The organism is Roseibium sp. (assembly GCF_965229775.1).
Taxonomy (GTDB): Bacteria; Pseudomonadota; Alphaproteobacteria; order Rhizobiales; family Stappiaceae; genus Roseibium.
Map to the genome: position 1 here is coordinate 1,534,907 of NZ_OZ245929.1, position 24,879 is coordinate 1,559,785.

The 24,879-nt window shown below is 61.0% G+C and carries 27 protein-coding genes; 13 read left to right on the top strand and 14 right to left on the bottom strand.

Annotated elements, in window-relative coordinates:
• Positions 1-183: 183 nt before the first annotated feature.
• Positions 184-504: a hypothetical protein gene (locus ACO07N_RS06890; protein WP_421980310.1), complete on the top strand. Its 321-nt coding sequence runs from the start codon at positions 184-186 to the stop codon at positions 502-504.
• Between the two features lie 61 nt (positions 505-565).
• Here the strand turns inward: ACO07N_RS06890 and ggt are convergent, their stop codons facing one another.
• Positions 566-2,161 carry a gamma-glutamyltransferase gene (gene ggt, locus ACO07N_RS06895; protein WP_421980311.1) on the bottom strand — a complete coding sequence of 532 codons (1,596 nt, stop codon included), beginning with the start codon at positions 2,159-2,161 and terminating at the stop codon, positions 566-568.
• Positions 2,162-2,416: 255 nt separating this feature from the next.
• On the opposite strand from ggt, the gene ACO07N_RS06900 reads away from it, so the two are divergent.
• Positions 2,417-2,851, top strand: coding sequence for a GlcG/HbpS family heme-binding protein (locus ACO07N_RS06900; RefSeq protein WP_421980312.1), 435 nt, complete (start codon positions 2,417-2,419; stop codon positions 2,849-2,851).
• A gap of 97 nt (positions 2,852-2,948) precedes the next feature.
• Here ACO07N_RS06900 and phaR read toward each other — a convergent pair whose 3' ends face one another.
• Positions 2,949-3,545, bottom strand: coding sequence for a polyhydroxyalkanoate synthesis repressor PhaR (gene phaR / locus ACO07N_RS06905; protein ID WP_421980313.1), 597 nt, complete (start codon positions 3,543-3,545; stop codon positions 2,949-2,951).
• A gap of 297 nt (positions 3,546-3,842) precedes the next feature.
• Between phaR and ACO07N_RS06910 the strand changes: the two genes are divergently transcribed.
• Entirely contained in the window at positions 3,843-5,024 is a 1,182-nt protein-coding gene (locus ACO07N_RS06910; RefSeq protein ID WP_306142204.1) for an acetyl-CoA C-acetyltransferase, read from the top strand.
• A gap of 136 nt (positions 5,025-5,160) precedes the next feature.
• Positions 5,161-5,889, top strand: coding sequence for an acetoacetyl-CoA reductase (gene phbB, locus ACO07N_RS06915; protein WP_421980314.1), 729 nt, complete (start codon positions 5,161-5,163; stop codon positions 5,887-5,889).
• 585 nt (positions 5,890-6,474) lie between these two features.
• Here the strand turns inward: phbB and ACO07N_RS06920 are convergent.
• Positions 6,475-7,404, bottom strand: coding sequence for a peptidoglycan-binding domain-containing protein (locus ACO07N_RS06920; RefSeq protein WP_421980315.1), 930 nt, complete (start codon positions 7,402-7,404; stop codon positions 6,475-6,477).
• A 149-nt stretch (positions 7,405-7,553) separates the two neighbouring features.
• Complete coding sequence (locus ACO07N_RS06925) at positions 7,554-8,270, bottom strand: DUF3299 domain-containing protein (protein WP_421980316.1); 717 nt, start codon at positions 8,268-8,270, stop codon at positions 7,554-7,556.
• A 93-nt stretch (positions 8,271-8,363) separates the two neighbouring features.
• Between ACO07N_RS06925 and ACO07N_RS06930 the strand changes: the two genes are divergently transcribed.
• Positions 8,364-9,182: a methyltransferase domain-containing protein gene (locus tag ACO07N_RS06930; RefSeq protein ID WP_421980317.1), complete on the top strand. Its 819-nt coding sequence runs from the start codon at positions 8,364-8,366 to the stop codon at positions 9,180-9,182.
• A 105-nt stretch (positions 9,183-9,287) separates the two neighbouring features.
• Complete coding sequence (locus ACO07N_RS06935) at positions 9,288-9,923, top strand: septation protein A (protein WP_421984391.1); 636 nt, start codon at positions 9,288-9,290, stop codon at positions 9,921-9,923.
• A gap of 22 nt (positions 9,924-9,945) precedes the next feature.
• On the opposite strand, the gene ACO07N_RS06940 is transcribed toward ACO07N_RS06935, so the two are convergent.
• The 4 genes from ACO07N_RS06940 to ACO07N_RS06955 form a co-directional block, all read right to left on the bottom strand.
• Positions 9,946-10,371, bottom strand: coding sequence for a hypothetical protein (locus ACO07N_RS06940; protein ID WP_421980318.1), 426 nt, complete (start codon positions 10,369-10,371; stop codon positions 9,946-9,948).
• A 175-nt stretch (positions 10,372-10,546) separates the two neighbouring features.
• Positions 10,547-10,732, bottom strand: coding sequence for a 50S ribosomal protein L32 (rpmF, locus tag ACO07N_RS06945; RefSeq protein ID WP_306142215.1), 186 nt, complete (start codon positions 10,730-10,732; stop codon positions 10,547-10,549).
• 180 nt (positions 10,733-10,912) lie between these two features.
• Positions 10,913-11,656, bottom strand: a complete 744-nt coding sequence (mtgA, locus tag ACO07N_RS06950; protein ID WP_421980319.1) for a monofunctional biosynthetic peptidoglycan transglycosylase — start codon at positions 11,654-11,656, stop codon at positions 10,913-10,915.
• Positions 11,643-12,863 (bottom strand): class I SAM-dependent methyltransferase, encoded by a 1,221-nt coding sequence (locus ACO07N_RS06955; protein ID WP_421980320.1) that lies wholly within the window; start codon positions 12,861-12,863, stop codon positions 11,643-11,645. The genes mtgA and ACO07N_RS06955 overlap by 14 nt, the downstream gene beginning before the upstream one ends.
• A 160-nt stretch (positions 12,864-13,023) precedes the next feature.
• On the opposite strand from ACO07N_RS06955, the gene ACO07N_RS06960 reads away from it, so the two are divergent.
• A complete protein-coding gene (locus ACO07N_RS06960) occupies positions 13,024-13,929 on the top strand; it encodes a polyprenyl synthetase family protein (RefSeq protein ID WP_421980321.1) in 906 nt (301 codons plus the stop codon).
• On the opposite strand, the gene ACO07N_RS06965 is transcribed toward ACO07N_RS06960, so the two are convergent.
• From ACO07N_RS06965 to ACO07N_RS06975, 3 genes are read right to left on the bottom strand one after another with little or no spacing between them, the layout of a single operon-like run.
• The gene (locus ACO07N_RS06965; RefSeq protein WP_421980322.1) at positions 13,913-14,857 is read right to left on the bottom strand and encodes a prephenate/arogenate dehydrogenase family protein; all 945 of its coding nucleotides are present in this window, start codon (positions 14,855-14,857) and stop codon (positions 13,913-13,915) included. The genes ACO07N_RS06960 and ACO07N_RS06965 overlap by 17 nt on opposite strands.
• 17 nt (positions 14,858-14,874) lie before the next feature.
• Positions 14,875-15,993 carry a histidinol-phosphate transaminase gene (hisC, locus tag ACO07N_RS06970; protein WP_421980323.1) on the bottom strand — a complete coding sequence of 373 codons (1,119 nt, stop codon included), beginning with the start codon at positions 15,991-15,993 and terminating at the stop codon, positions 14,875-14,877.
• 14 nt (positions 15,994-16,007) lie between these two features.
• On the bottom strand, positions 16,008-16,853 hold the full coding sequence (locus ACO07N_RS06975) for a chorismate mutase (protein WP_421980324.1): 846 nt from the start codon (positions 16,851-16,853) through the stop codon (positions 16,008-16,010).
• Positions 16,854-17,103: 250 nt separating this feature from the next.
• Here ACO07N_RS06975 and metX point away from each other — a divergent pair, with 250 nt between their 5' ends.
• Together metX and metW are read left to right on the top strand one after the other, a co-directional pair.
• Positions 17,104-18,306 (top strand): homoserine O-acetyltransferase MetX, encoded by a 1,203-nt coding sequence (metX, locus tag ACO07N_RS06980; protein ID WP_421980325.1) that lies wholly within the window; start codon positions 17,104-17,106, stop codon positions 18,304-18,306.
• Position 18,307: 1 nt separating this feature from the next.
• Complete coding sequence (metW, locus tag ACO07N_RS06985) at positions 18,308-18,940, top strand: methionine biosynthesis protein MetW (protein ID WP_421980326.1); 633 nt, start codon at positions 18,308-18,310, stop codon at positions 18,938-18,940.
• 12 nt (positions 18,941-18,952) lie between these two features.
• On the opposite strand, the gene ACO07N_RS06990 is transcribed toward metW, so the two are convergent.
• Positions 18,953-19,753 carry a class I SAM-dependent methyltransferase gene (locus ACO07N_RS06990; protein WP_421980327.1) on the bottom strand — a complete coding sequence of 267 codons (801 nt, stop codon included), beginning with the start codon at positions 19,751-19,753 and terminating at the stop codon, positions 18,953-18,955.
• Between the two features lie 121 nt (positions 19,754-19,874).
• On the opposite strand from ACO07N_RS06990, the gene gloB reads away from it, so the two are divergent.
• The 3 genes from gloB (at position 19,875) to ACO07N_RS07005 (ending at position 21,485) form a co-directional block, all read left to right on the top strand.
• The gene (gene gloB, locus ACO07N_RS06995; protein WP_421980328.1) at positions 19,875-20,657 is read left to right on the top strand and encodes a hydroxyacylglutathione hydrolase; all 783 of its coding nucleotides are present in this window, start codon (positions 19,875-19,877) and stop codon (positions 20,655-20,657) included.
• Between the two features lie 123 nt (positions 20,658-20,780).
• Positions 20,781-20,996, top strand: coding sequence for a hypothetical protein (locus tag ACO07N_RS07000; RefSeq protein WP_421980329.1), 216 nt, complete (start codon positions 20,781-20,783; stop codon positions 20,994-20,996).
• A gap of 63 nt (positions 20,997-21,059) precedes the next feature.
• Positions 21,060-21,485, top strand: coding sequence for a cupin domain-containing protein (locus tag ACO07N_RS07005; protein ID WP_421980330.1), 426 nt, complete (start codon positions 21,060-21,062; stop codon positions 21,483-21,485).
• A gap of 640 nt (positions 21,486-22,125) precedes the next feature.
• Here the strand turns inward: ACO07N_RS07005 and ACO07N_RS07010 are convergent.
• A complete protein-coding gene (locus ACO07N_RS07010) occupies positions 22,126-22,743 on the bottom strand; it encodes an FMN-dependent NADH-azoreductase (protein WP_421980331.1) in 618 nt (205 codons plus the stop codon).
• A gap of 137 nt (positions 22,744-22,880) precedes the next feature.
• On the opposite strand from ACO07N_RS07010, the gene ACO07N_RS07015 reads away from it, so the two are divergent.
• Positions 22,881-23,504, top strand: coding sequence for a CGNR zinc finger domain-containing protein (locus tag ACO07N_RS07015; RefSeq protein ID WP_421980332.1), 624 nt, complete (start codon positions 22,881-22,883; stop codon positions 23,502-23,504).
• Positions 23,505-23,518: 14 nt separating this feature from the next.
• Here the strand turns inward: ACO07N_RS07015 and ftsY are convergent, their stop codons facing one another.
• On the bottom strand, positions 23,519-24,814 hold the full coding sequence (gene ftsY, locus ACO07N_RS07020) for a signal recognition particle-docking protein FtsY (protein WP_421980333.1): 1,296 nt from the start codon (positions 24,812-24,814) through the stop codon (positions 23,519-23,521).
• Positions 24,815-24,879 lie beyond the last annotated feature (65 nt).

Here is a 24,879-nt window from a genome sequence, read left to right on the forward strand (position 1 = left end):
CTGGCCCGGAGCAATTTGCTCCGGGTCTTTTTTTCACGTGGCAGGCAAATCTGCGTCAAGTCGGCACATAAGTGATCTCCAGCACATTTGCCGGCTGATTCGATACCTATATTGAACCCAGATCCGGAAACACCGGACCTCCGACACGATGGCCACGGTCTGGCCCAACACGGAGTATGGAATATGATTGTCACACCTGTTCCCGCCGTCCATGCGATGCGTACGCGGCAGAAACCCCTTGATGCGCCGTTGACACAGATGGAAGACGCCCTGGCGGTTTCACGCCAGTTTTCCGATCTTCCGATGGTTCCCGTCCATGTCGCCTCCGCCGCGCTGCGCAACACCTATCACGGCGCGGACGCGGAATACGCAACGCAGTTGCTGGCCGGGCGCGAATTTCATCATGAAACACTGCTGGAACGCGAAGACCATGTCCGGCAATACGCCGCTGCGTCCGCCTACGAGGACGACGAGCGGACGCACACGGTGTCCCTCTCGGCCTGAGTCCGCTTCCCTCCCATTGATTCCAGCCGCCGATCTGCAAACAGGGACAAGCACCGCTGCGCTAGTAACCGGCGGCGTGCCCGTCCTTGCGCGGATCGGAGCCTGCGGTCAGGAGATGACGTGCCTTGTCGATCATGATCGCCTGGCTGCCGCCGATAGGACCGGACGCCGGAACGACCGTATGGCCGCGTGCCTTCAGGCCGTCGACGGTTGACGGAGGCACGAGCCGTTCCGCCTGGAGGTCGTGGGTGTCCAGATCGAAGAACATGCGCGGAAAGTCGATCGCGGCCTGCACGTCCATGCCGTAATCGATGATGTTCGTCAGCAGATGCGCGTGACCGCAGGCCTGATATTGTCCGCCCATCACCCCGAACGACAGAAACGGGGCACCATCCTTCAGCACCATGGCGGGAATGATCGTGTGCAGTGGCCGTTTGCCGCCATCGATCGAATTCGCGTGTCCCGGCGCGGCCCTGAACGACTTCCCGCGGCTATGCAGCAGCACGCCGCTTGCAGGGGCGACGATCCCCGAGCCGAAATCGCTGAACAGCGAATTGATGAAGGAAACCGAAAGGCCGTCCTTGTCGACGACGCTCAGGTAGACCGTGTCTGTCTGCGGCGAAAGGGAGGCCTCGGGAATCGGGAAGGTGCGGCTCTCCAGCGACACCAGGCTTGCGAGCTGGTCGATGTAGTCTGACCCGATCAGCCGCGTGTGGCACACATCCATGTAGTTCGGGTCGGTGACAAACTTGTCCCGGACCGCGTAGGCGATGCGCGAGGCCTCCATTTCCAGGTGAAACCGTTCCGGGCCGAGCGGGTCCATGTTTTCCAGATCGAACTTTTCGAGAATCCCGAGGATCACCAGTGCGATGACCCCCTGTCCGTTCGGCGGAAGTTCGGCGACCGAGTAGCCCTTGTAGTCGCGCATGACGGGGGCAACGGCGGTCGTGTGACATGCGGCAAGATCGTCTTCGGTCATCAGGCCGCCCTTGGCCTGGAGCGCTGACACGATGTCACGGGCGATGTCGCCGCTGTAGAAAGCGTCCGCGCCGCCTTCCGCGATCCGTTCGAGCGTGTCGGCCAGATGCGGGTATTTCAAGATGGTGCCGGTTTCCGGTGCCGCGCCGTTGATCAGGTAGCGCGCGGCCGAGATCTCATCCTCTGAAAGCTTGGCAACGTTCTGCGCCCAGTCGCGCGCAACTCTCGGAGCCACGGGGAACCCGTCGCGGGCATATTCGATGGCGCGCTTGAAGAGCTCCTTGAAGGATCGCGTGCCATGGGCCGACAGCAGCGTTTCCCACGCCCGGACGGCTCCGGGCACGGTGACGGCATGGGCAGACGTGTCGGTAATCTCCTTCACACCCAGTTCCGCGAGGCGTTCGGGCGACGCGGCCTTTGGCGCCGCACCGGACCCGTTGAAACCGGTGAGCCGGCCATCGGGCTCGGTCACGATCGCGAAGCAGTCACCGCCGATACCGGTCATGTGCGTTTCGACGACACATTGCACCGCGACCCCGGCGATTGCCGCATCGACGGCATTGCCGCCGTTTTGCAGAACTTCCAGAACGGCGCTTGTCGCCAGGGGGTGAGAGGTTGCAGCCGCCGCGTTACGCGCAAAGACCGGCGAGCGGCCCGGGGCCTGAAAATCACGCTTCACTGAATTCCTCCAACCCGAATTTCACATCACTTGTTCCGTTTCGCCGCAGAAGTTTCTCGGCGAAGCCACCTATTCGCCTGCGCTCTTGTCTGCTAGCAAGCCCTGATTGAGGGCAGCACCTTAAGGAGTGACCGGCAAATGCGCAAACATGCAAATGGGGCGCACACAGCTGAGCGCGGCTGGTGCCGTACGTAGCGCGACTTGAGAAAAGTGTTTGCCCCGCCCCGTTATGAACCTTCAAAAGGACGACATTCAATGGCAAATGGCATTTCACTTTCAACGGCAGAGACCATCACTTCCGCCGCATTTGCAAAAGCGGCCGAGCTGGGCCTGAAGCCGCTCACTGTTGTCGTTCTGGATGCGGGCGGTCATGTCGTGACCCTGAAGCGGCAGGACGGCTCGTCCAACCTGCGTCCCCAGATCGCGACCGGCAAGGCGAACGGCGCGCTTGCGGTCGGCACCGGAACCCGGTGGCTGAACGCCAACGCGGAAACGCGTCCTCATTTCGTCAATGCGCTCAACGGCGCCGCGGGCGGCAACATCATACCGGTGCCGGGCGGCGTTCTGGTCAGGAACGATGCAGGTGAAACACTCGGCGCTGTCGGCATCACCGGCGACACCTCCGAAAACGACGAAGCCTGCGCCGTGGCCGGGATCGAAACGGCCGGTCTGGTCGCCGATTGCGGCTGACGCTCAAATGTGAAAACAGCGCCCGGAAAAACAACGGCAGGAAGCGGCAACCCGCTTCCTGCCGTCATTCATTCTGATCGGCAACCTTGGCCGGATGTCAGGATTTGTCCGAAAGCTGGTTGATCTTCTTCTGCATTTCTTCCAGCTGCCGCTTCATGTCATCAAGCTCGCCGGGGCCGGATGCACTCTTCTTGGCATCGGCGGCGGGCGTTGATCCGGCGGTCGAGGAATTTCCCGATTCGCCGGTCGGGAACGGCATGAACATTTTCATGGCCCGCTCGAACATCTCGGTGTTCCGCTTCACCTGATCCTCGATCGCGTCGAATGCGGTCGCCCCGAATGCCTCGCTCATTTGCGAGCGCAGCTTTTCCTGTTCCTTGGTGAGCGATGTCATCGAATATTCGAGAAAGCTCGGAACCAGTCCCTGCATGCTGTCGCCGTAAAAGCGGATGAGCTGCCGCAGGAAGGTGACGGGCAGAAGGTTCTGGCCCTTGCCTTCCTGTTCGAAAATGATTTGCGTGAGCACCGACCGGGTGATGTCCTCTCCCGTTTTGGCGTCGTAGACCACAAAGTCTTCTTCTCCCTTCACCATCACCGCAAGATCCTCAAGCGTGACATAGGTGCTGGTGCCCGTGTTGTAGAGCCGCCGGTTGGCGTATTTCTTGATGATTGTAGGCTCGGTTGTCTTAGCCATTCGTCATTTCCGCCTGTCAGCCTTACGGCTAGTTTTCCATGTGGCGACAGTGCTTTCGCCGACGTGCCGCCTCCTCCGACTAAGAGACTAAGCCAATCGTATCGGATCGTGCCACTCTTTTTATGTGCGCTGACGAAAGGATTATGCCGCAAATGCGAAAAGACCCCCCGGATAAGGGCTGTTACGGTTGACACCGTATCCCGGGCAGTTTCTAGTCCTCCCATAATTGAGGATCGAAAAGTGCCCTCTAGGCACCGTCCGTCTACGGCCATTCGGCCATCAGTTCTGGAGAGTAGTATGAGCGCTTCCACAGATATCGTCATTGTCAGCGCGACCCGCACGCCTGTTGGATCTTTCAACGGTTCATTCGCCAACGTTCCGGCGCATGATCTGGGCACAATCGTCATGAAAGCCGCAATGGAGCAGGCGGGCGTCGAAGGCGGAGACATCGACGAAGTCGTGTTCGGTCAGGTCCTGACAGCCGCGCAGGGACAGAACCCGGCACGCCAGGCCGCGATCAATGCCGGCATTGCCGACAGTTCATCCGCCTGGACCCTGAACCAGGTTTGCGGATCCGGTTTGCGCACCGTTGCTATTGCAGCGCAGCAGATCCAGACCGGCGATGCCACGATCATGATGGCCGGCGGCCAGGAAAACATGTCGCTGTCGCCCCATGCTGCGCATATGCGCAATGGCTACAAGATGGGCGATTACAAAATGATCGACACGATGATCAAGGACGGTCTGTGGGACGCCTTCAATGGCTACCATATGGGCCAGACGGCGGAGAACGTTGCCGAGAAATGGCAGATCAACCGCGATCAGCAGGACGAATTCGCCGTCGCCTCCCAGAACAAGGCCGAGGCTGCCCAGAAAGCCGGCAAGTTCAAGGACGAGATCACGCCCGTGACCGTCAAGGAACGCCGGGCCGAGAAAGTGGTCGAGGACGACGAATACATCCGTCACGGCGCGACCCTTGAGAGCGTTGCCAAGCTGCGCCCGGCCTTCACCAAGGAAGGCTCCGTGACCGCCGCCAACGCGTCCGGCATCAATGACGGTGCCGCTGCGATCTTGGTCATGAGCGCTGCCGAAGCTGAAAAGCGCGGTCTGACGCCGCTCGCCCGGATTGCGTCCTGGGCAACCGCCGGCGTCGATCCGGCCATCATGGGCTCGGGCCCGATCCCCGCCTCCCGCAAGGCGCTGGAGAAAGCCGGCTGGGCCGCAGCCGATCTGGACCTCGTTGAAGCCAACGAAGCCTTTGCCGCACAGGCCTGTGCCGTCAACAAGGACATGGGCTGGAACCCCGACATCGTCAACGTGAACGGCGGCGCGATCGCCATTGGCCACCCGATCGGCGCATCGGGCGCGCGCATTCTGACGACCCTGCTGCACGAGATGAATCGCCGCGACGCCAAGAAGGGCCTCGCAACCCTGTGCATCGGCGGCGGCATGGGCGTTGCCATGTGCCTGGAGCGCTGATCGCGCGGATTTGACAAGGATCATGGCCGGCACCGTCCGGCCGTGGTCCAAGCACCGAAGTTTTAGACAAAACACTCTGTTGAAGAGCCGGGAGCCATAGCTCCAAGAGGCCAACTGGTAGTCAGGAGGAAGGGGAATGAGCAAGGTCGCACTGGTCACGGGCGGAACACGCGGCATCGGCGAGGCAATCTCGCGCGGGCTGAAGGACGCCGGCTACACCGTGGCAGCCACCTACGCGGGCAACACCGAAAAGGCGGAAGCCTTCAAGGCGGAAACCGGTATCCATGTCTATAAATGGGATGTCTCCGACCCCGAAGCCTGCGCTGCCGGAATTGCCCAGGTCGAAAGCGAACTCGGCCCGGTCGAGGTGCTGGTCAACAATGCCGGCATCACCCGTGACGGCATGTTCCACAAGATGGACTTCGACCAGTGGCGCGCCGTGCTGTCCACCAACCTGGATTCCATGTTCACGATGACCCATCCGGTCATCAACGGCATGCGCGGACGCGGCTCCGGCCGCATCATCAACATCTCGTCGATCAACGGCCAGAAAGGCCAGATGGGCCAGACGAACTACTCGGCAGCCAAGGCCGGCGTGATCGGCTTCACCAAGGCGCTGGCCCAGGAAAACGCCTTCAAGGGCATCACCGTGAACTGCGTCTGCCCGGGCTACATCAACACCGACATGGTTGCCGCCATGCCGGAAAAGGTGCTGGAGTCGATTGTCTCCAATATCCCGGTCGGCCGCCTCGGCCACCCGGAAGAAATCGCCCAGACCGTGGTCTACCTGGCCTCCGACGCCGCCGCCTTCATGACCGGCGCGGTCATGACCATCAACGGCGGCCAGTACGTCGCCAACGGCTGATTGGACGTCTGCGGACATCTACAAATCTGAAAAGAGCGCCCGCGAGGCGCTCTTTTTTTGCCAGTCATGCCGGAGTTGATTCCACTGCTGTCCGGGTGGGAAAGCGCTTTCGAATGTAAGTATATGAGAAAGCGGCATAGTTGCTTGAGGGGCCAAATCGGGATACGGAAACGCTTCCCCGATTTGTCATCAGATCATTTGAACACAATTGAGCGCGTCGTCGTAACGAGCCCAAGTGGACCGTCGTTGTCGGGCGTGACGTTCCCCAACTAGCATTCCAGACAAGTGAGGCGATGCCGAACGCTGATCTGGAACCTGTGCCCGGCTTGATCGGGTATCCAGAAATCTGCGTGAGCGAAGCGAACACTCTTGTCGATACGACCAGAACAAGCCGCGCCTTCGGTGCAAAATACATCCGGTTTCCGGATCGGCGCGCAGCGGGCGCTGCACTTGTCCGGAATGACGGGTTCTCCCAGCCATTTGCCATCCCGGCCTTCCGCTGCGCTTCAGCCGGAATGACAAGTTTATTGACTGCGGACCGCCTTACCAGATCAAGTCCGACCTAAACCGGACTGCGGCGGCAGCTCACAGCACCTTTGACCAGATCGGCCGGCCGAAGCCGCTGTCCTTTTGCGGGTCTTTCAAGATACCGTGGATCGAGTATTTGTCGCGTTGCACGATGGTGAGCGGCGCGAACGTGTCGTTGACCCGGAAATTGACGTTGCCCTCGATTGTCGTCAGCTCGTCGCCGTTGACCTTCACCACGAGGAAGTGGTGGTTTTCACCCGGTTTCTTCGTGACCGGGTCCTTGCCCCAGTTCGCAACCCCGTAGTCGCCGGGCTTCACGTCCGACGCCTTCATCACGGTCGTGAACAGCGTTTGCTTTCCTTGTTTTGGTGCTGCCGTGCTCACCATGGGCCAGGACCCGATCTTCAGCCCGGCAAGCTTGTAGACAGCAAAGACAAAGGCCCCGCACCACTTGCCGATATCCATCGGCGGCAGTGCGGCGGCATAGCGCTGGACGTCGGCGTCCGAAATATGAAGACATCGATGCGCCTGGATACCGGGGTTGCCGGTCAGCATGGCGATCTGCGCAAGGATGGCGCCGCCCTGGCGTTCCTTGGTGGTGCTGTCGGCCTGATAGTTCATCGCGATCCGCTGTCGGTCCGCCCCGAGCTGGTCGGAGAGCCGCCAGCCATGTCTTGCATGCATCTTGCGCGCAATGTCGACGATGCGGTCGCGCGCGGCCTGCTCATCGGCCGGCGGTGTCAGTGTCTTGATGTGGTTGAGAAAAGCCTCGATGAACTTGTCCAGCGCCCCTTTGGTCTTTTGTCCGACGATGCCGTCCTTGGCCAAACCGTTCTTGCCCTGGAACTCGACCACCCTGGCATGGGTCTTGCCACCGAAGATCCCGTCCGTCTCCAGCTCAGGGTAGATCGAGGCACCCGCGTGGTTCAGGCCGCCTTGCACCTGTTCCACGGCCTCGCCTTGCGAGCCGATTTTCAATAGCATCATGGCCGCTCTCCTCCGAAGCACACATCGCATCTTACCTTACGAGAGGCGCTGGAACACAATGCGTGTCCCAAGGCAGTCTGGCAACGGGGTGTAGATTTCGAAGACGCTTGGCTCGTCTCACCGGGACCGAGCGTCGGAAGGTGACGCCTTCATCGCGTCTGCGGAGGCTTGAAGTGGAGAAAAGACCTCTCCGCCGTGCCGGGTTCTTTCTGCGCACGCGGCACGACTGCCGTGACCTGCATGTCGAAGACGGCGATCATCTCCACCTGTCCGTCGATCAGGGTGATCTCCTGCCGGGTCGGCCTGATACTGAGCGTGCCGACAAGTTCGACCGGTTCGTAGAGGGAATCGGCCGTCCAATCCGTTGCTAGTGTGTAGCGGATCATCTGGTTCGGGTCCGGAGCGGGCGTGTGGGAACACATGCCCCGTTCCGGAACAAGATAACCGGTGGAGGATGCGTTCTCCGCGCCGAGAACGGGAATAACATAGCCGGCGATCGAGATGCGCCTGCCGTCAAGATCGGGATTTCCCGCCATCACCGCTTCCGCGCGCTTGCGGCCGATTTCCTGCCGGCGCGACAAAAGCCCGTCAGTGTCGACGCCGGACGCTGCCAGTTTCGCCTCTTCGCGATCGAGCCGATCCGCGGCATCCGCCCGCGAATTATTTTCAAGACCGGGATCTGCGAGCAGCTTGCGCAGCCGCAGAACCGTGCCGAGTGATCTCAGCTCGGCGAGACCGAGCGCGGCGAAGGGATCATCGAAATCGGCCGCGACCGGGTCGATCAGATCCTGCCAGTTCACCTGTTTCACCGCCCATGCCGGTTGCATGAGGCCAATCAGCAGGACCAGGCAAAGGATTGCGCGCATTTCGGGGACCCGTGTGTTCTTTTCAACTCGATTGCCTGATAGATAGCAGATTCCGGCCCGCAAGGCATATGACATCAGCGCAAGGACAACGCCATGACCTTTCTCGCAGACGGTTTCAGACGGGTGGACAATGCCGTCAACCTGGCAAAGCTGGAGACCTGCCTGTCATTGATGGAGCGCCTGCCGGACTTCCAGACCTACAAGAGAACCTCCTATGAGGCGCTGGTCCTTGGCCCGGACAGCAGGGTTGCCGACCTCGCCTGCGGCCTCGGCTTCGATCTGCCGCGGCTGAAGCAGCTGGTGCCTGGCGGCGGCGTCACCGGGTTCGATCTGAGCGACAGTTTCGTCAAGGCCGCACAGCGCCATGTCGCCGACGTACTTGGGGCCGCGGACCCGTCCATCACCGTGCGCCAGGGCGACATTCATGCGCTTGGATGCGATCCGGCTCTGTTCGACGCGGCGCGGATCGACCGGTCCCTCCAACACATCCCAGATCCCGCAACGGCGATCGGTGAAATGGCGCGGATCGTGCGCCCCGGCGGCATCGTCTGTGCCTCGGAACCTGACTGGAGCAGTTTCGTCATCGGGTCGGATCTCGCCGGGATTTCCCGCCATGCCGAGGACGCCTTCAGAAACGGATTTCTCAATCCGATGATCGGCCGGGAGCTTGTCGACCTCGTTGGCGGCCACCTCGCCATTACCCACCACAGCGTTCATCCCGTTCTGTTGAAAAGGCTTGCCGACGCCGAGATCATCTTCGATCTCACCGAAACCCTTCAGCGCTGTGTTGCGGAGGAGAGGATCCCGGCAGCCGAAGCCGGGACCTTCTACGCGGACCTGGAAGACCGCGACAAGAACCATCGCTTTTTTGCCTTGCTGAACATCCACGTGGTCGCCGGGCGGAAACGATAGACCCGGGACATTTTTGCGATTCTGTATTCCGCTGAGCCTTGACCTCGGTGCCCCCTTGCCCCTATTTCCCGGAAACACCTGATCTGGAGCATCGGCATTATGGAATTGGAACACGACCCGAACGATCCGACCCGCAAGGAGCTGTCGCCGCTCCTGAAGCTGGCGCTTGAACTGGGTCCGCTCGGCGTGTTCTTCCTGTTCAACTCGCGCGGCGAGCAGATTGCCAACGCGTTTCCGGTTCTGCAGGTCGTCGGCGAGCCGATTTTCCTGGCAACGGCGGCCTTCATGGTCGCCATCTCGATTTCCCTAACCGTCTCGCTGTGGCTGACGCGCCGCCTGCCGATCATGCCGCTGGTTTCCGGCGTCGTCGTCCTGGTCTTCGGCGCGCTGACGCTGTGGCTGCATGATGAACTCTTCATCAAGCTGAAACCGACCATCGTGAACTGCCTGTTCGGTTCCGTCCTGCTTGGCGGCCTCTTCTTCGGCAAGGCATTGCTCGGCTACGTCTTTGACAGCGCCTTCAAGCTGACGGACGAGGGCTGGCGCAAGCTGACCTTTCGCTGGGGTATCTTCTTCTTCGTGCTGGCAGCGATCAACGAGATCGTCTGGCGCAGTTTCTCGACGGATTTCTGGGTCAGCTTCAAGGTGTTCGGCATCATGCCGATCACGCTGGTGTTCACCCTGACCCAACTTCCCCTGATCCAGAAATACGCGATTACCGACGAGACCAAGGACGCCTGAGGCTAGAGTTCAAGCTTCAGCGTCAAAGATGCCCGTCACCGTGACCGAAGGAAACGTCGCGGCGCGCGCCGGTGATCGAGATCGAAAAGCCTGCGATCACGTCGATCAGCGATATCACCATCAGGATGAAAAACAGCGACGTGGCCGCCTGCGGCAGCACCAGAAACTCGACAAGGTAGGCGACGAAGACCAGAACCGAGAACATGTGGTCGAGCAGCGCCGTCGTGCCGATCCGCGTTGCCTTCAGGATTTCGATGAACAGAAAGAACAGGCCGAGCGTGATCAGGAGATCGCTCGCCAGGAGTTCGAACGTCGCGCCGGAAACCATCGCGATCGAGATCATCGGCTCCGACCAGAACAGCGGATTGCCGGCGCCCGTCGTGAAAGCAAGCGCGTTGTAGATCAGCAGCGAAAAGAGCGTGAAGGGAAGTGCGGAAAAAAGGCGCATGGCGCGGCTCCCGGTAGAGGCGGACACGGAGTGCGCCGACCTGACACGATCAAAGACACGATTTCAAGGCAAGATTTCAGGGCACCAATTCAGGACAAACGAAAAAGGCCGGCCTGTCGAAACAAGGCCAGCCTCAATCTGGTTTGCCAAGCGGCGATCCACCCTGCGGAAGAGCTTATGCGTCTTCTTTCGGGGAAAGGATCTGACGGCCCCGGTACATGCCGGTCTTCAGGTCAACGTGATGCGGGCGACGCAGTTCGCCTGAATCCTTGTCCTCGACGTAAGTCGGCTGCTTAAGGGCGTCCGTAGAACGGCGAAAACCGCGCTTCATACGCGAGGTTTTTCTCTTTGGAACTGCCATTTTGTTTTTCTCCGTGGTCCATAACCGCGCGGCCCGGACCGGGTCAGCCCGGGGCGTGGCGTCACGCAGCGTGTTGGAATGCGCGGCGTTATACAGGCAACGCCGGCGTTTTGCCACCCCAAACACAAAAAATTCTCGGTCATTTTCAGGCGCAACCGTTTGATCCGTCTTGTATCAGGGTTAATTCGCCAGAACACAGCCGAAAATCGGACCCGAAGACCGGACACGGGCGAGATTGGTCGCCGCCAGACGGCGGTGCCCGGCGGACGGATTGGCAGGGTTTCGACCGAGCGGATTGGGCAGTGCGGTGGCCAGACGCGCGGCTTCTGTCCGCGTCAGGTCCTTCGCCGGCTTGCCGAACCAGGCCTGCGCCGCGGCTTCCGCACCGAAGATGCCTTCGCCCCACTCCGCGATGTTGAGATAGATTTCCAGAACCCGCTTCTTGGTGAGGATTGCGTCCAGCATCAGCGCAAGCGGCAACTCGAGCGCCTTCCTGACATAGGAGCGTTCGGCCCAAAGAAACAGGTTCTTCGCGGTCTGCATGGTGATCGTGCTGGCCCCCCGGGGGCGTTCGCCCTCGCTGAGCGCCTCGACCTGGTCCTGGAGCGCCTCCCATTCCACGCCGTCATTGGTGCAGAACCCGCTGTCCTCGGAGGTGATGACCGATCTGACGAGGTTGGGAGAAATCTCCTCAAGGGGTACCCATTGCCGGTCGACCCAGAGGAACTGGACATAGCGGGCGAGCATCAGGGTGCTGACCGGAGGCACGACGGAATAGACAATCGTGAGAACGGGCGGCAACAGGATCACAACCAGCAGCAGCTGCAACAGCCGCCGCCGGACCCTTTGCCAGAAAGAACGCTTTTTGCGGGTGTCCCGGGAAGAGCCCTTGCCGCTCCCGGCTGCCGCCTTACGTCGTCCCATTCAACTTCCGTTCATTGTCCTGAATGAAATCGCGGATGATCGGTACGGCATCGCGTTCCTTCGACAGGAGCAGCTGGAAAACCATGTTCGAGCCGTGCAGAAACCCGAGTTCGACCGCGCACAAATAGAACTCCCACATCCGGCAGAAGGCATCGTCATAGAGCTCCGCTGCCACAGCGCGCTTCTCCTCGAAGCGGATGCGCCAGTCCCGGATCGTATAGTAGTAGTGCAACCGCAGGATCTCGTTGTCGCAGACCCATAACCCGAGGCGCTCGGTCGATGCAAAGACTTCGGACAGGGCCGGGACGTATCCGCCGGGGAAAATGTATTTCCTGATGAACGGCCCCGTCGTGCCCGGCGGCGTCATGCGCCCGATGGAATGGACCACGGCATAGCCGCGATCCGTCAGGCAATCCCGGATCTTGCCGAAATATTCATCCAGGTGGCCGATGCCGACATGTTCCATCATGCCGACCGAGATGATCCGGTCGAACTGCCCTTCGAATTCACGGTAGTCCTTGAGCACGAACCTGACCCGGTCCTCCACGCCCGCCGCCTTGACCCGTTCTTCCGCGATCTTGACCTGTTCCGGTGACACGTTCAGCGACGTGACGCACGCACCGGCCTCCGCCATCCTGATAGCCAGCGATCCCCAGCCGCCACCGATTTCCAGGACCTCCATGCCGTCTTCCAGGTCGAGCTTGGCCACCAGGTGCGTCAGCTTCGCGTCCTGCGCCGCCTCGAGGCTCACGTCCGGGTCGGTGTAGTAGGCACAGCTGTAGTTCAGGCCCTCGTCAAGAAACAGCCGGTAAAGGTCCGTCGACAGATCGTAGTGATGCCGGGCCTGCTTCTTTGCCCGTTCGACGCTGTTTTTTTGCTGATGCCGCCGGAATGCCTTCCACCCCTTGCGCAGGAGGCCCTGCACGGGATGCGCGCCAAGCGGTGCCCTGTTGATGGAGAACAGGAACATGAAATCGTAGCATGTCGACCCTTCTTCCATCGTCAGCGTGCCGTCCATGTAGGCTTCGCCTGCGGCCAGCTCCGGGTTCAGGAACAGCGCTGTGTAGAGCTTCTTGTCATGCAGGCGGATGGTCACCGTCGGACCATCCTCGCCGGAACCGAACGCGTGAACCTTTCCCGTCACGTCGATGACGCGCATGCGGCCCCGTTTGATGAAGGAACGCAACAGGTTCGACAGCAATTTCATGTGCGGGTCTCCAGGTGATGGCCCGATCCGGGCGCGGTATGTGGCTGGTCAAACTAGCCGGTTGATCTATTTTTTGAAATTCCGGTCTTGACGATACAAAGAATTGGTCTCAGGGAAAGCCGAACTTTGCAATTGCCGGAAATACGGTCTGGAGTACCTCGTGACGATTGAGCTGACGCAGCACCTGAGCGAACAGGGCGCCCGGATTGAAACCGTTCTGAAACACATTCTGGACCCGGCGGCGATTTCCGGTGAGATAGCACGGCCACCCCGTCTGGTCGACGCCATGCGTCACGGCGCGCTCAACGGCGGCAAACGCCTCAGACCCATCCTTGTCGTCGAGGCCGCCAGACTGTTCGGCCGCGATGATGACGGCGTCCTGCAGACGGCTTGCGCGCTGGAACTCATCCACTGCTATTCGCTCATCCATGACGATCTTCCCGCCATGGATGATGACGACCTGCGCCGCGGACAACCGACCGTGCACAAGGCCTTTGACGAGGCAACGGCGATCCTGGCGGGCGATGCCTTGCTGACGCTCGCATTTGATGTCGTCGGCAGCGAAACCGTTCACGACGATGCCGCCGTCCGGCTCCGGCTGTCGAGAGAACTGTCGCGGGCAGCCGGTGTCGGCGGCATGGCCGGCGGCCAGATGCTCGATCTTGAATCGGAGCACCGGGACCGTTCGGAAACCGAAATCCGTCTGCTCCAGTCCATGAAGACGGGCGCGCTCCTGCGCTATGCCTGCCGCTCGGGCGCCATCGTCGCCGACGCGTCCGATGACGACATCGACAGGCTGACACGGTTCGGCGAGGTGATCGGCCTGGCCTTCCAGCTGGCCGACGACCTTCTGGATGTCGAGGCCAGCCCGGAAGTCATGGGCAAGGCGACCGGCAAGGACGCCGAAGCGGGCAAGGCCACGCTTGTGGGCCTTTGGGGCGCGGAAAAGACCCATACCGAACTGAAGACGCTACTGCAGGAGTCCGAACAGCTGCTGGCACCCTACCGGGAAAACGCCCGCACTTTGTCGGCGCTGGCGGATTTCATCGTCAGTCGGTCGAACTGACCGGTGTCCCGGCCGCATGGCGGCCGAAGTCCGGCGCGTCCGTTTCCTGGCCCGCCTCGATGATCGAGCGCCGGATGCCCCGGGTGCGGGTAAACAGGTCGAACAGCATCTCGCCGTCACCCCAGCGGATGGCCCGCTGCATGGCGGACAGGTCTTCGGAGAACCGGGCCAGCATCTCCAGGATGGCTTCCTTGTTGTTCAGGCAGACGTCCCGCCACATGGTCGGGTCGGACGCGGCCAGGCGCGTGAAGTCGCGGAAGCCCGATGCGGAATACTTGATCACCTGCGATTTGGTCACGGTGGCCAGGTCGTCAGCGGTGCCCACGATGTTGTAGGCAATCAGGTGCGGCAGGTGGGAGACGATCGCCAGAACCAGGTCGTGATGCTTGGGCTCCATCAGATCGACATCGGATCCGCAGCCTTCCCAGAAGGCCTTGAGCCTGGCAAGCGCGTCCGGGTCCGTGTTTTCCGGCGGCGTGAGAATGCACCAGCGCTGGTCGAACAGGGTCGGGAAGCCGGCATCCGGACCCGAATGCTCCGTACCGGCGATCGGGTGTCCCGGGATGAAGTGCACACCGTCCGGAACATGCGGGCTCACCTGCTCCACCACCGATTCCTTGGTGGACCCCGCGTCGGTCAGGATCGCGCCTTTTTTCAGGGCCGGCGCAATCCATTTGGCAACGGCCTCGTTGGCGCCTACCGGCACACAGAGAATGACCAGATCCGCGCCTTCGACAGCCTCTGCGGCATCCAGCGCGTAGTGATCGCCAAGGCCGAGTTCTTCCGCGCGCTGCAGGGTCGCGGCCGAGCGGGTCGAAATGGCGATCTCGTTCACGAGGCCGCGTTGCCGCGCCACTTGCGCGAGCGAGGAGCCGATCAGGCCTATGCCGATCAGGGCCATCCGGTCGAATATGGGAGCGCCAGTCATGTCTTCTTGTTCTGCCTTCAGGCCTGTCCCAGGAATGTCTTCAGATGTTCGACGACCGTCCGGTTTGCTTCTTCCGAACCGACGGTCATGCGCAGGGCATTCGGCAGGCCGTAATTTGCGACCTGTCGCAGCACGCAGCCATGTTGCAGAAGATAGGCATCTGCATCTGCCGCCCGCTTGCCGTCTTCATCGGGAAAGTGGACGAGCACGAAATTGCCGACGCTCGGCGTCACCTTCAGGCCGAGCTTTTCCAGCTCCGCAGTCACCCAGGGCAGCCATTCGTCATTGTGTTCGACGGCCCGTGTCAGGAATTCGCGGTCCTGAACCGCGGCGATCCCGGCCGCGATGGCCATACCGGAAACGTTGAAGGGGCCGCGAATCCGGTTGAGCGCATCGATGATATGCGACGGACCGAAGCCCCAGCCGATGCGCAGATTGGCAAGCCCGTAGACCTTGGAGAAGGTCCGGGTCATGACGACATTGTCGGACGTCGCCGCGAGCTCGATCCCGCTTTCATAGTCGTTCTTGCGCACGTATTCGCCATAGGCCGCATCGAGAACCAGAAGCACGTGTGCAGGCAGACCCTCGTGCAGCCGTTTGACTTCCTCGAACGGCAGGTAGGTTCCGGTCGGATTGTTCGGATTGGCGATGAAAACCATCTTCGTCTTGTCGCTTACCCGGGCGAGGATGGCGTCGACGTCGGTTTTCAGATCCGTTTCCGGCGCAACGACCGGCGTGGCACCGGCCGCACGGATCGCGATGTCGTAGATCAGGAAACCATGTTCGGAATAGATCGCCTCGTCGCCGGCCCCAAGATAGGCGTAGGCGAGAAAGCTCAGGATTTCATCCGAACCGGCGCCGCAGATGATGCGGTCGGGGTGCAGCCCATAGGTCTCCGCGATGGCATCGCGCAGTTCGTTGGCGGCGCCGTCGGGATAAAGCTCAAGGTTATGCGCGACCGTTTCAATGGCGGCCTTCGCCTTCGGGCTCGCACCGAGCGGGGTCTCGTTGGACGACAGCTTGTGCAGCGTCTTGCCGTGCGTGCCCTTGGATTTGCCCGGAACATAGGCGGCAATTTCCATGACACCTGCGCGCGGTTGCGGGCGCTCGGATCTGGTCAAGTCTGCTTCACTCATCGTCATCTTCCCGCTCAGTCTTGCGGCTCTTCGCCGCCGAACTCGTCGTCGCCATCGGTTTCGCCGTCGATCGGCGCGGCATAGCCGCCGACCCGGCGCAGCACGTCCGGTCTGGCCCCGGCTGCAGTGCAGGCAGCCAGCGCATCTTCCTCGGTCAGTTCTCCCGATATCGCCAGCAATGCGTCAACACCGCTACCTGATCGGAAAAAGCTAAGAACTTCAATACCCTGATCCATAAGCTTGCCGGGCAGAACATCGGACCAGCGCGCGTCATAAACCGTAACGTCGGTGTTGTCGACCAGGTTGTCCGCCCGCGACAGAACCAGCGCCGGCAGATCGGCCGGGCGTTCATCGAGCATCACGAACGGCAAGCGCGCCCTCACGAGCGCGCCCGTCTCGCTGAGCCCCCGCCACCAGGGCAGGTCCGCCCGGTCGTTCAGGGCGACGAGACCGATTGCACTCCCGGATGAAAGACCCACCGCATCAACGACGTCCGAGGCGTCGCTGCAGGGGTCGAGCTCCGTCGAAAATCCGAAATAGAACCTGGCAAGGTCGAGCATGTCGATCAGCTCGGCGCCGCCGTCCAGGTAAATGACGGTTTCGGCTCCGTGCAGCGTGCAGGCACAGATAATGTCGCGCCAGATCTGTTCGACCGCGGCGATCGGCAGCGTGCCCCGGTGCCGTTCCAGCATCTGCCGGACACTGTCCGCATCCCGGTCAGGGCGGTAGGTGAGGGCCGCGACCGCGGTACCGCTGCCGGCATTCTGGAGCGCGGTTTCCACCTCCGCCCGCTCCATCAGGGCCTCGTGGATGCGCATGTCGATCTCGTCGACGCGAGTGCGCAGATCGACGGTTTTCATGCCATCGTCCGGTGATTGCGGCATCTGGGGTCCCAGCCTCGTTTCATGGTGCAGCGGCGCATAGTCATATTCATGTGATCGCCCAAACGCAAAAGAAATCATTGACTCATCGAGCCGCGCACGGCTAGGTCGCTCGTCTGGCTGATTTGCCGAACCCGAACCCTCGAACCGGATTTAGGGCACGCTCAGTCCTGTATAACATCATCACCCGAGGTTCCCCGGTTAATACAAGAAGAACGCCCGACCTGTCATGCCAACTGAGAGCAAAAATCCGGAAGCGCTTGACCATGTGAAAGCGAACGAAGCGGAGGCACCGTCGAGCAGGCTTGCGCGCTTTTCGGCGGATGAACCGCTTGAACTGGATTCGGGCGTCCAGCTGGCGCCGTGGCAGATTGCCTACGAGACCTATGGCACGCTTAACGCGGACAAGTCGAACGCGATCCTCGTCTGCCATGCGCTCACCGGCGACCAGTATGTTGCTTCGACCAACCCGGTGACCGGGAAGCCGGGCTGGTGGGAACTGATGGTCGGTCCGGGCAAACCGATCGACACCAACCACTATTTCGTTGTCTGTGCCAATGTTCTGGGCGGCTGCCTGGGCACCACGGGCCCGGCATCGATCAACGTGGAAACCGGTGCTCCCTACGGACTTGATCTGCCGGTGATCACCATCCGGGACATGGTCCGTGCACAGGCCCGGCTGGTTGATTTTCTCGGCATCGACACGCTCTTTACGGTTATCGGCGGATCCATGGGCGGCATGCAGGTGCTGCAATGGGCGGCGAGTTACCCGGAGCGCGTGTTCGCGGCCGTCCCCATCGCGGCCTCGGCGCGGCACACATCCCAGAACATCGCCTTTCACGAAGTCGGGCGCCAGGCGATCATGGCGGACCCGAACTGGTGCGGCGGCGGCTATATCGGAGAGGGCGTCCGGCCGACAAAAGGGCTCGCGGTCGCCCGAATGGCGGCGCACGTCACCTACATGTCGGACGAATCCCTGCACCAGAAATTCGGCCGGAACCTCCAGGACCGGGACAGGCTGACCTTCGGCTTCGACGCGGACTTTCAGATCGAAAGCTACCTGCGCCACCAGGGAATGACGTTCGTCGACCGGTTCGACGCCAATTCCTATCTCTACGTGACCCGGGCGATGGATTACTTCGACCTGGCGCATGAATTCGGCGGTTCGCTGCCGGCGGCCTTCGCCGGCACCAAGACCCGGTTCTGCGTCATGTCGTTCACGTCCGACTGGCTGTTTCCGACCTCCGAAAGCCGCAGCGTGGTCAAGGCGCTCAACGCGGCGGCCGCGAACGTGTCCTTCGTGGAGATCGAAAGCGACCGGGGGCACGATTCCTTCCTTCTGGATGTGCCGGAAATGTTCGAGACCATTCAGGGTTTCATGACCGGCGCGGCCCATGCGCGCGGAATACCAGCGCCGGGGGAGGCCGACTGACATGAACCTGGCTCCCAGACAGACCCGCGCCGGCGAGGTGCGCGGAGACCACAAGGTCGTCGCCTCGCTTGTTCCGCTCGGCGGGCGCGTGCTCGACATCGGCTCGGAAGATGGCGCGCTGCTCGACTATCTTGCGCGCGAACGCCAGGTTGACGGCCGCGGTGTGGAGCTGAGCCAGGCCGGTGTGAACCGGTGTGTCGCGCGTGGCCTGTCGGTCATTCAGGGCGATGCCGACAAGGACCTCGCCGACTATCCGGACGATGCTTTCGACGTGGTCATCCTCAGCCAGACGCTGCAGGCGACGCGCGAGCCGAAAAAGGTGATGAGCGAGCTTTTGCGCATCGGCAAGCAGGTGATCGTGTCGATCCCGAACTTCGCCCATTGGCGCAACCGTATGCAGCTCCTGTTCCGCGGGCGGATGCCGGTGACCAAATACCTGCCCTATGAGTGGTACGACACACCGAACATTCATTTCTGTTCGCTGCGCGACTTCGTGGAACTCTGTCACGAACTGGATGCGGATGTCGAAAAGGCGATCGCCCTGAGCGCACAGGGCAACAAGATCCCGGTCAATGCGCCCTGGTGGGTCTGGAACATCGTCGCCGAGCAGGCCGTTTTCCTGCTGAAAAGGTGATCCTGCGCCACATCACGAACCTTCCGGCACCTCACGTGACAGAATGGTCTTCTGGGACCGCACTGCCCTGACGGGCTTCAGACCCGTGGCAACGCCTTCGGGAATGAACACCGGGCGCAGGACCCGGAGACGGCTCTTCTTGCCGTCGGCAGGAAGGCTCTGAAAGACGACTTTTTCCGCTTCCACGACAAGCACGCCGCCGAAGACAGGCCAGATCCGCCGGCCGATCCCTTCCCAGGTGCGCGCGGCGCGCAGGATCGTGCGCGCCTTTGACGGCGGCATGAACAGCGCTTCCTTGTCGTCGACGACATTGAACTCGCAGCTCTTGAGCAGATCTTTCAGCTGGCCGCTCGAATAGGGGCGGCCGTAACCGAAGGGCGACAATTCGGATTGTGCCCAAAGGCCGCGCCGGTTTGGCACCACGGCAATCAGCCGTCCGCCGGGACTGAGCAGGCGCCAGGCTTCCTTCAGAACCGCCTCCGGTTCCGAGCAGTGATCCAGCGCATGCACCAGCATGATCCGGTCGAAGGAAATGTCCGGGAAGGGCAGGCTGGCGTCTTCGACAAGCGTGCAGGCACTGTCGCGCTCGCGCGGCCAGGACACGGCGCCCTGGGGCGCCGGCATTGCCGCGATCGCACGTTCCGCCGACTCGAGATAGGGGCGCATGAACGGTCCGGCATAACCCACGCCAAGGAGCCGCTGCCCGTTCAACTCGGGCCACATCTCGCGGATCGGCGCCCCGATCAGGCTGCGCAGCAGGCGCCCGAGCGGCAGATCGTAAAAGGCGCGCAAATGAACGACGTCGAGATACATTCAGGTCCGAACTGGCTAGGGTTCGGGCACCGACCGAAAGCGATCGCTTCCCGTCTTGCCCTCCGGCCTCCTGTTTGCCACTGTGGCAAACAACAAGTCAATCACTTCGGAAACCTTCGACATGGCCTTGAGCGACACAACCGAGATCCACCAGTTTCCCTGCCTTAACGACAATTTTGGCGTCCTGGTTCACGACAGCGAAAGCGGCACGACCATCGCCATCGATGTCCCCGAGGCCACCACATACGAAAAGGCGCTGTCGGAAAAGGGCTGGAACCTCACCCATATCCTGATCACCCACCATCACTGGGATCACGTTCAGGGGCTGGGCGATCTCAAGCAGGCAACCGAAGCAACCGTTTACGGCCCGGCGCGGTCGCGGCAGAAGATCGCGGAGCTGGACCGGACGGTGGAAGATGGCGATCACATCAAGTGCGGTCCGTACGAAATCAAGGCGATCGCAACCCCGGGACACACGCTCGATCAGATTTCCTGGTCTGTCCCGGAAATCAGAATGGCCCATACCGGAGACACGCTGTTCTCACTCGGTTGCGGCCGGGTCTTCGAGGGCGACAAGGAAATGATGTGGTCATCCCTCGAAAAACTCATTCACCAGCTTCCTGATGACACCAGCATCTATTGCGGCCACGAGTATACGGAGGCAAACGCGAAGTTTGCGCTTACCATCGAACCCGGCAATGCCGACCTGCAGGCGCGCGCCGAAGAGGTCGGCCGGATCCGTGCGAGCGGCGGGGCGACGCTTCCCACAACCATGTCTGCCGAAAAGGCGACGAACCCCTTCCTGCGCGCGGGCGAAGCTTCCGTCGCCGACGCGCTCGGCATGAGCGGAAAGTCTGCTGCGGAAATATTTGCAGAGATCAGGACACGAAAAGACAACGCCTGACGCGGTTTCTTTGCCGAGCGTTCAATAGGCAAAAATACGAGGCTCATTTCTTCGGCAAAAGCCTTATATCGCCGGTTTCCGTCCCCATATGCACCCAATCGTGATCATGTCGGGGCAGAAACCATGACACCAGCAAATGCCGGAACGTCCACCTCACGCACTGCCGAACAGCGCGCCAAGGACGTCGTGCACCGTATCCTGAGCCAGGCCGAGGCGATCCCCATGCACCATGGGGGCGGCCACAAGCTGGACATGCAGGTGCTTTACGAGGAAGTTGTCGCCGCTTTGCGGGAAACCATTGATGACCTCGCCTATTGTACGGATACAAACCCCTCATGAGCCGTGTTTGACCGCGTTCGGTCCTGAACGGTACACTCTTTGATTATGCAGGACTTTGCCACCATGACGGCGGACGTCGTCGTCAGCCTCCTCAACATGCAGCCGCATCCCGAGGGCGGCTACTATGTCGAAACGTTCCGTGACGAGGTCACCGACGAAACCGGCCGGGCTGCGTCCACGCTCATTTACTTTCTTCTGCCGGAAGGCATCGTCTCGCGCTGGCACAAAGTCGATGCCGTTGAAACCTGGCACTGGTATGCCGGAGCGCCGCTGGAGCTTTCCATCAGCGCCGACGGCAGGCAGAGGCAGGATCTCAGGCTGGGCAACAACCTTGGCGCTGGCGAGCGTCCGCAGGGAATCGTGCCGCGCGACGGCTGGCAACAGGCACGCTCGCTTGGTGCCTGGACACTTGTCGGCTGCACCGTTGCCCCCGGGTTTCAGTTCGAGGGTTTCGTAATGGCGCCGGACGGCTGGGAACCGGGTCGATGACTTGGTTGTTGCGGCTTGGTTCTGCAATTGAGTCAACGTCCAGATGGCCATGGTTCTTGCGAGTGGCCGCCGGCTACCTGTTTAGCGTACTAACATCGTGCAGCCTTCTTTTGATAGGCTGCGTTGCTTTTTCAATTGTTCGCTCAATTGATGGCTTATTTCGTTTAATCTTATTCGCATATACACTGATATTCGTTTATTCGATTCCGGTTTTTCTGATTTGCAGCTTATCATCAGAATATTATAAATTTCGAAGTATTGGCTACTACTTTTTCTTTGGCGCGGTGAATGGGATGTTGATGAGTTATTTGTTATTCCTGAGAGCCCGCCACGTTTTCGAAACGCCATACAACTTCAGTGATTTTTTGTTTTCTATTATGTCCGTTGTCGGCTGTATTTTCGGACTTGTCTCTGCGACCGCGTATTGGTTGGTTTCGGGCAGATTTGCGGGCTCTAGCCGGGACGGAGAGTTGCCCGACCCGCTCGACCGGAAGATTTTCTGATCGGCTCAATTCAATTTGGAACAACGCACAGCTCGCACCATCGTTGGGAGTGTTAGCAATCAGTCAATCTAGGCCGGTAGCGAACGCGGCAGGCAGTGGCCTTCTTGGCCACCGCCGTCGTCAGGAACGGTCCCCGGTCAGGCAGCTGCCCTTGCCTGTGCGATCGCCCGTTCCAGGTCATCAGCCGGTGTGGCCGTCAGAATGCTCGGCTGGTGCCGCGTCGTCAAAACCCTTTCGATCCCGACGAGCCCGAACCACCAGTTCATGTAGGCCGAGTGATAGTCCTCGCCGTATTTCCTGTCGGCCCCGGGCGCAAAAACGCCCGAACTGTAGAACACATGCGCCGCCTTGTTTTCCAGAAGCCCGAAATAGCCGCGTTCCGGTTCGAAGCCGAACAGAAGACCCGGCTGCGTGATCACATCGATATAGTGCTTGAGCTTGTACGGGATTCCGCCGTTCCACATGGGAATATTGAAGACATATTCGTCGGCGGCCATGAACCGCTGCGTGACCTCCACCACCTGGTCCCAGGCGGTCTTGCCGGCCGCATCCATCTCGCCGACGCCGAAGAAGGACAGTTTGGCGGCATTCTTGTCGCCGTCGAACTCCGGCAGGTCTTCCTCCCAGAGCGAAAGGGTATCGACGTCAACGGCCGGCTCCCTTTGTCTCCGCGTGTCGAGATAGGCGTTTGCCAGTTGGGCCGATTGCGACTTCGAACCGCGCGGCGAGGCATTGATATGCAGGATCTTGGTCATTCCGAAATCTCCTGGAAATGGGAAAGGATATCTTGCAACCTTCAAAATGCATATTTGACGGTTACATACAAGTTGAGCAACCTGCAAAATAACCGTTTGATGGTTTCAAAAACCCGTGAACGCGAAAAGGAAACCGAGTGACTGATCCGGCCGGAACGCCGCCCATCCTGATTGCCGATCATCCGGCGCTCGATTTCCTGAATTCGATAGGCGCGCCGCACGGAACCGAGATCGAGTGGATCGCGGACGGCCCCGCGTTGATCTCATGGATGACGGCCGCAGGTGTTCTGGGAGAGGCTCAGGCCGCGGACGTTGTTGCCCGTATCCCGGCGAAAGACCTGAATGAAGCGGCGGCGCAGGCGCGGGAGCTTCGCGAATGGTTTCGGGCGCTCGTCATCCGGCAGGACGGGGGCCCCGGCTGGCAGCTCACGGCGGAAGAACTGGAAGGGATCAACAACCTCATGTCCGCGGGAACCTACCGGTACCGGCTGCTGCCGGACGACACGGGCAGTGCAGGACTGCGGCTTCAGGGCGGCTATGAAATCAGAACCGCCGCGGATCTGCTCGTGCCGATCGCGCAGCAGATTTCGGAGCTTCTGACGGAGACGGATTGCCGGCTGACACGCAACTGCGCAGGGCCCAACTGCACATTCTGGTTCACGGACGTGACCAAAAACAGGAAACGCCGCTGGTGCGACATGAAGCTGTGCGGCAATCGCGCCAAGACAGCCGCCTTCAGAGAACGAAAAAGGAAAGCCTGAAGCGGCCCGAACCGTCAGGCGAGGCCGGCGATGGCGCTGGCAAAGTCCTTGGCCGAAAACGGCTCCAGGTCCTCGACACCCTCGCCGACGCCGATGAAATGCACCGGCAGACCGTGTTTGGCGGCAATCGCCACCAGGATGCCACCGCGCGCCGTGCCGTCGAGCTTGGTCATGACCAGCCCGGTCACGCCGGAAACCTTGCCGAAGATCTCGACCTGGTTGAGGGCGTTCTGGCCCGTGGTTGCATCGAGCGTCAGAAGAACCGTGTGCGGCGCGTCGGGATCGTGTTTCTTTATGACCCGGATGACCTTTTCCAGCTCATCCATCAGCTCGGCCTTGTTCTGGAGCCTGCCCGCCGTGTCGATCAGGAGCACATCGACCTGCTTCTCCTGCGCTTCCTTCATGGCGTCGAAGGCGAGCCCGGCGGCATCGGCCCCCGTATCCCGGGCGATCACCTCCGCACCGGTCCGTTCACCCCAGATCTTGAGCTGTTCGACGGCCGCCGCGCGGAAGGTATCGCCTGCGGCGAGCATCACTTTCTTGTTCTCGGACCGCAGTTTGCGGGAGAGTTTGCCGATGGTCGTCGTCTTGCCCGTCCCGTTCACGCCGACCATCAGGACAACGTGAGGTTTCTTGCCCGTATCGAGATCGAGCGGCTGTGCAACCGGCTCCAGAACTTTCTCGACTTCCTCGGCGAGGATTTCACGGACTTCTTCCGGGGAGATTTCCTTGTTGTAGCGCCCGTCCGACAGCCGCTCCGTGATGGCCATGGACGTGTCGACGCCGAGATCCGCCTGAATCAGAATGTCCTCCAACTCCTCCAGCATGGAGGCGTCCAGCTTGCGCTTGGTGAAGATCGACGTGATGCCTTCCGTCAGCGACGCGGACGATCTGGAGAGGCCTTTCTTCAGCCTTTGAAACCAGGTCTGCTTCGGCTCCTCGGGGGCAGGTTCCGGCTCGGCCACCGGTTCCGGTTCTTTCACGCTTTCCGTTGCCAATGCCTCTTCCGGTTCTTCGGCGAGATCTGTCGACAGGAGTTCTTCCGGACCGGCGGGAACCTGTGGCGGTGGCATGTCCGGGATCAGCTGCGGCTCCGACCCGATGCCGAAAGGCTCGGTGGGCGCACTCATCGAAGCGACCGGCTCGACATTCATTTCAACGGATGCCGTCACATCGACGGCATCTTCGTCGATCCGTTCCTGGACCTGTTCCGGAGTTGCCGTGGCTTCGGCAACAGCATCCGGCTCCGCGTCCGGCTTGTCCTTTCCGCCGAAGAGCCGGCCCAGAAATCCGCGTTTTTTCTCGCTCATGAATTTGCCCTAAAACTCGTCCGTCGCGCTCGCTGGCTGCCGGACTGACAGGTGACCCGATGTGA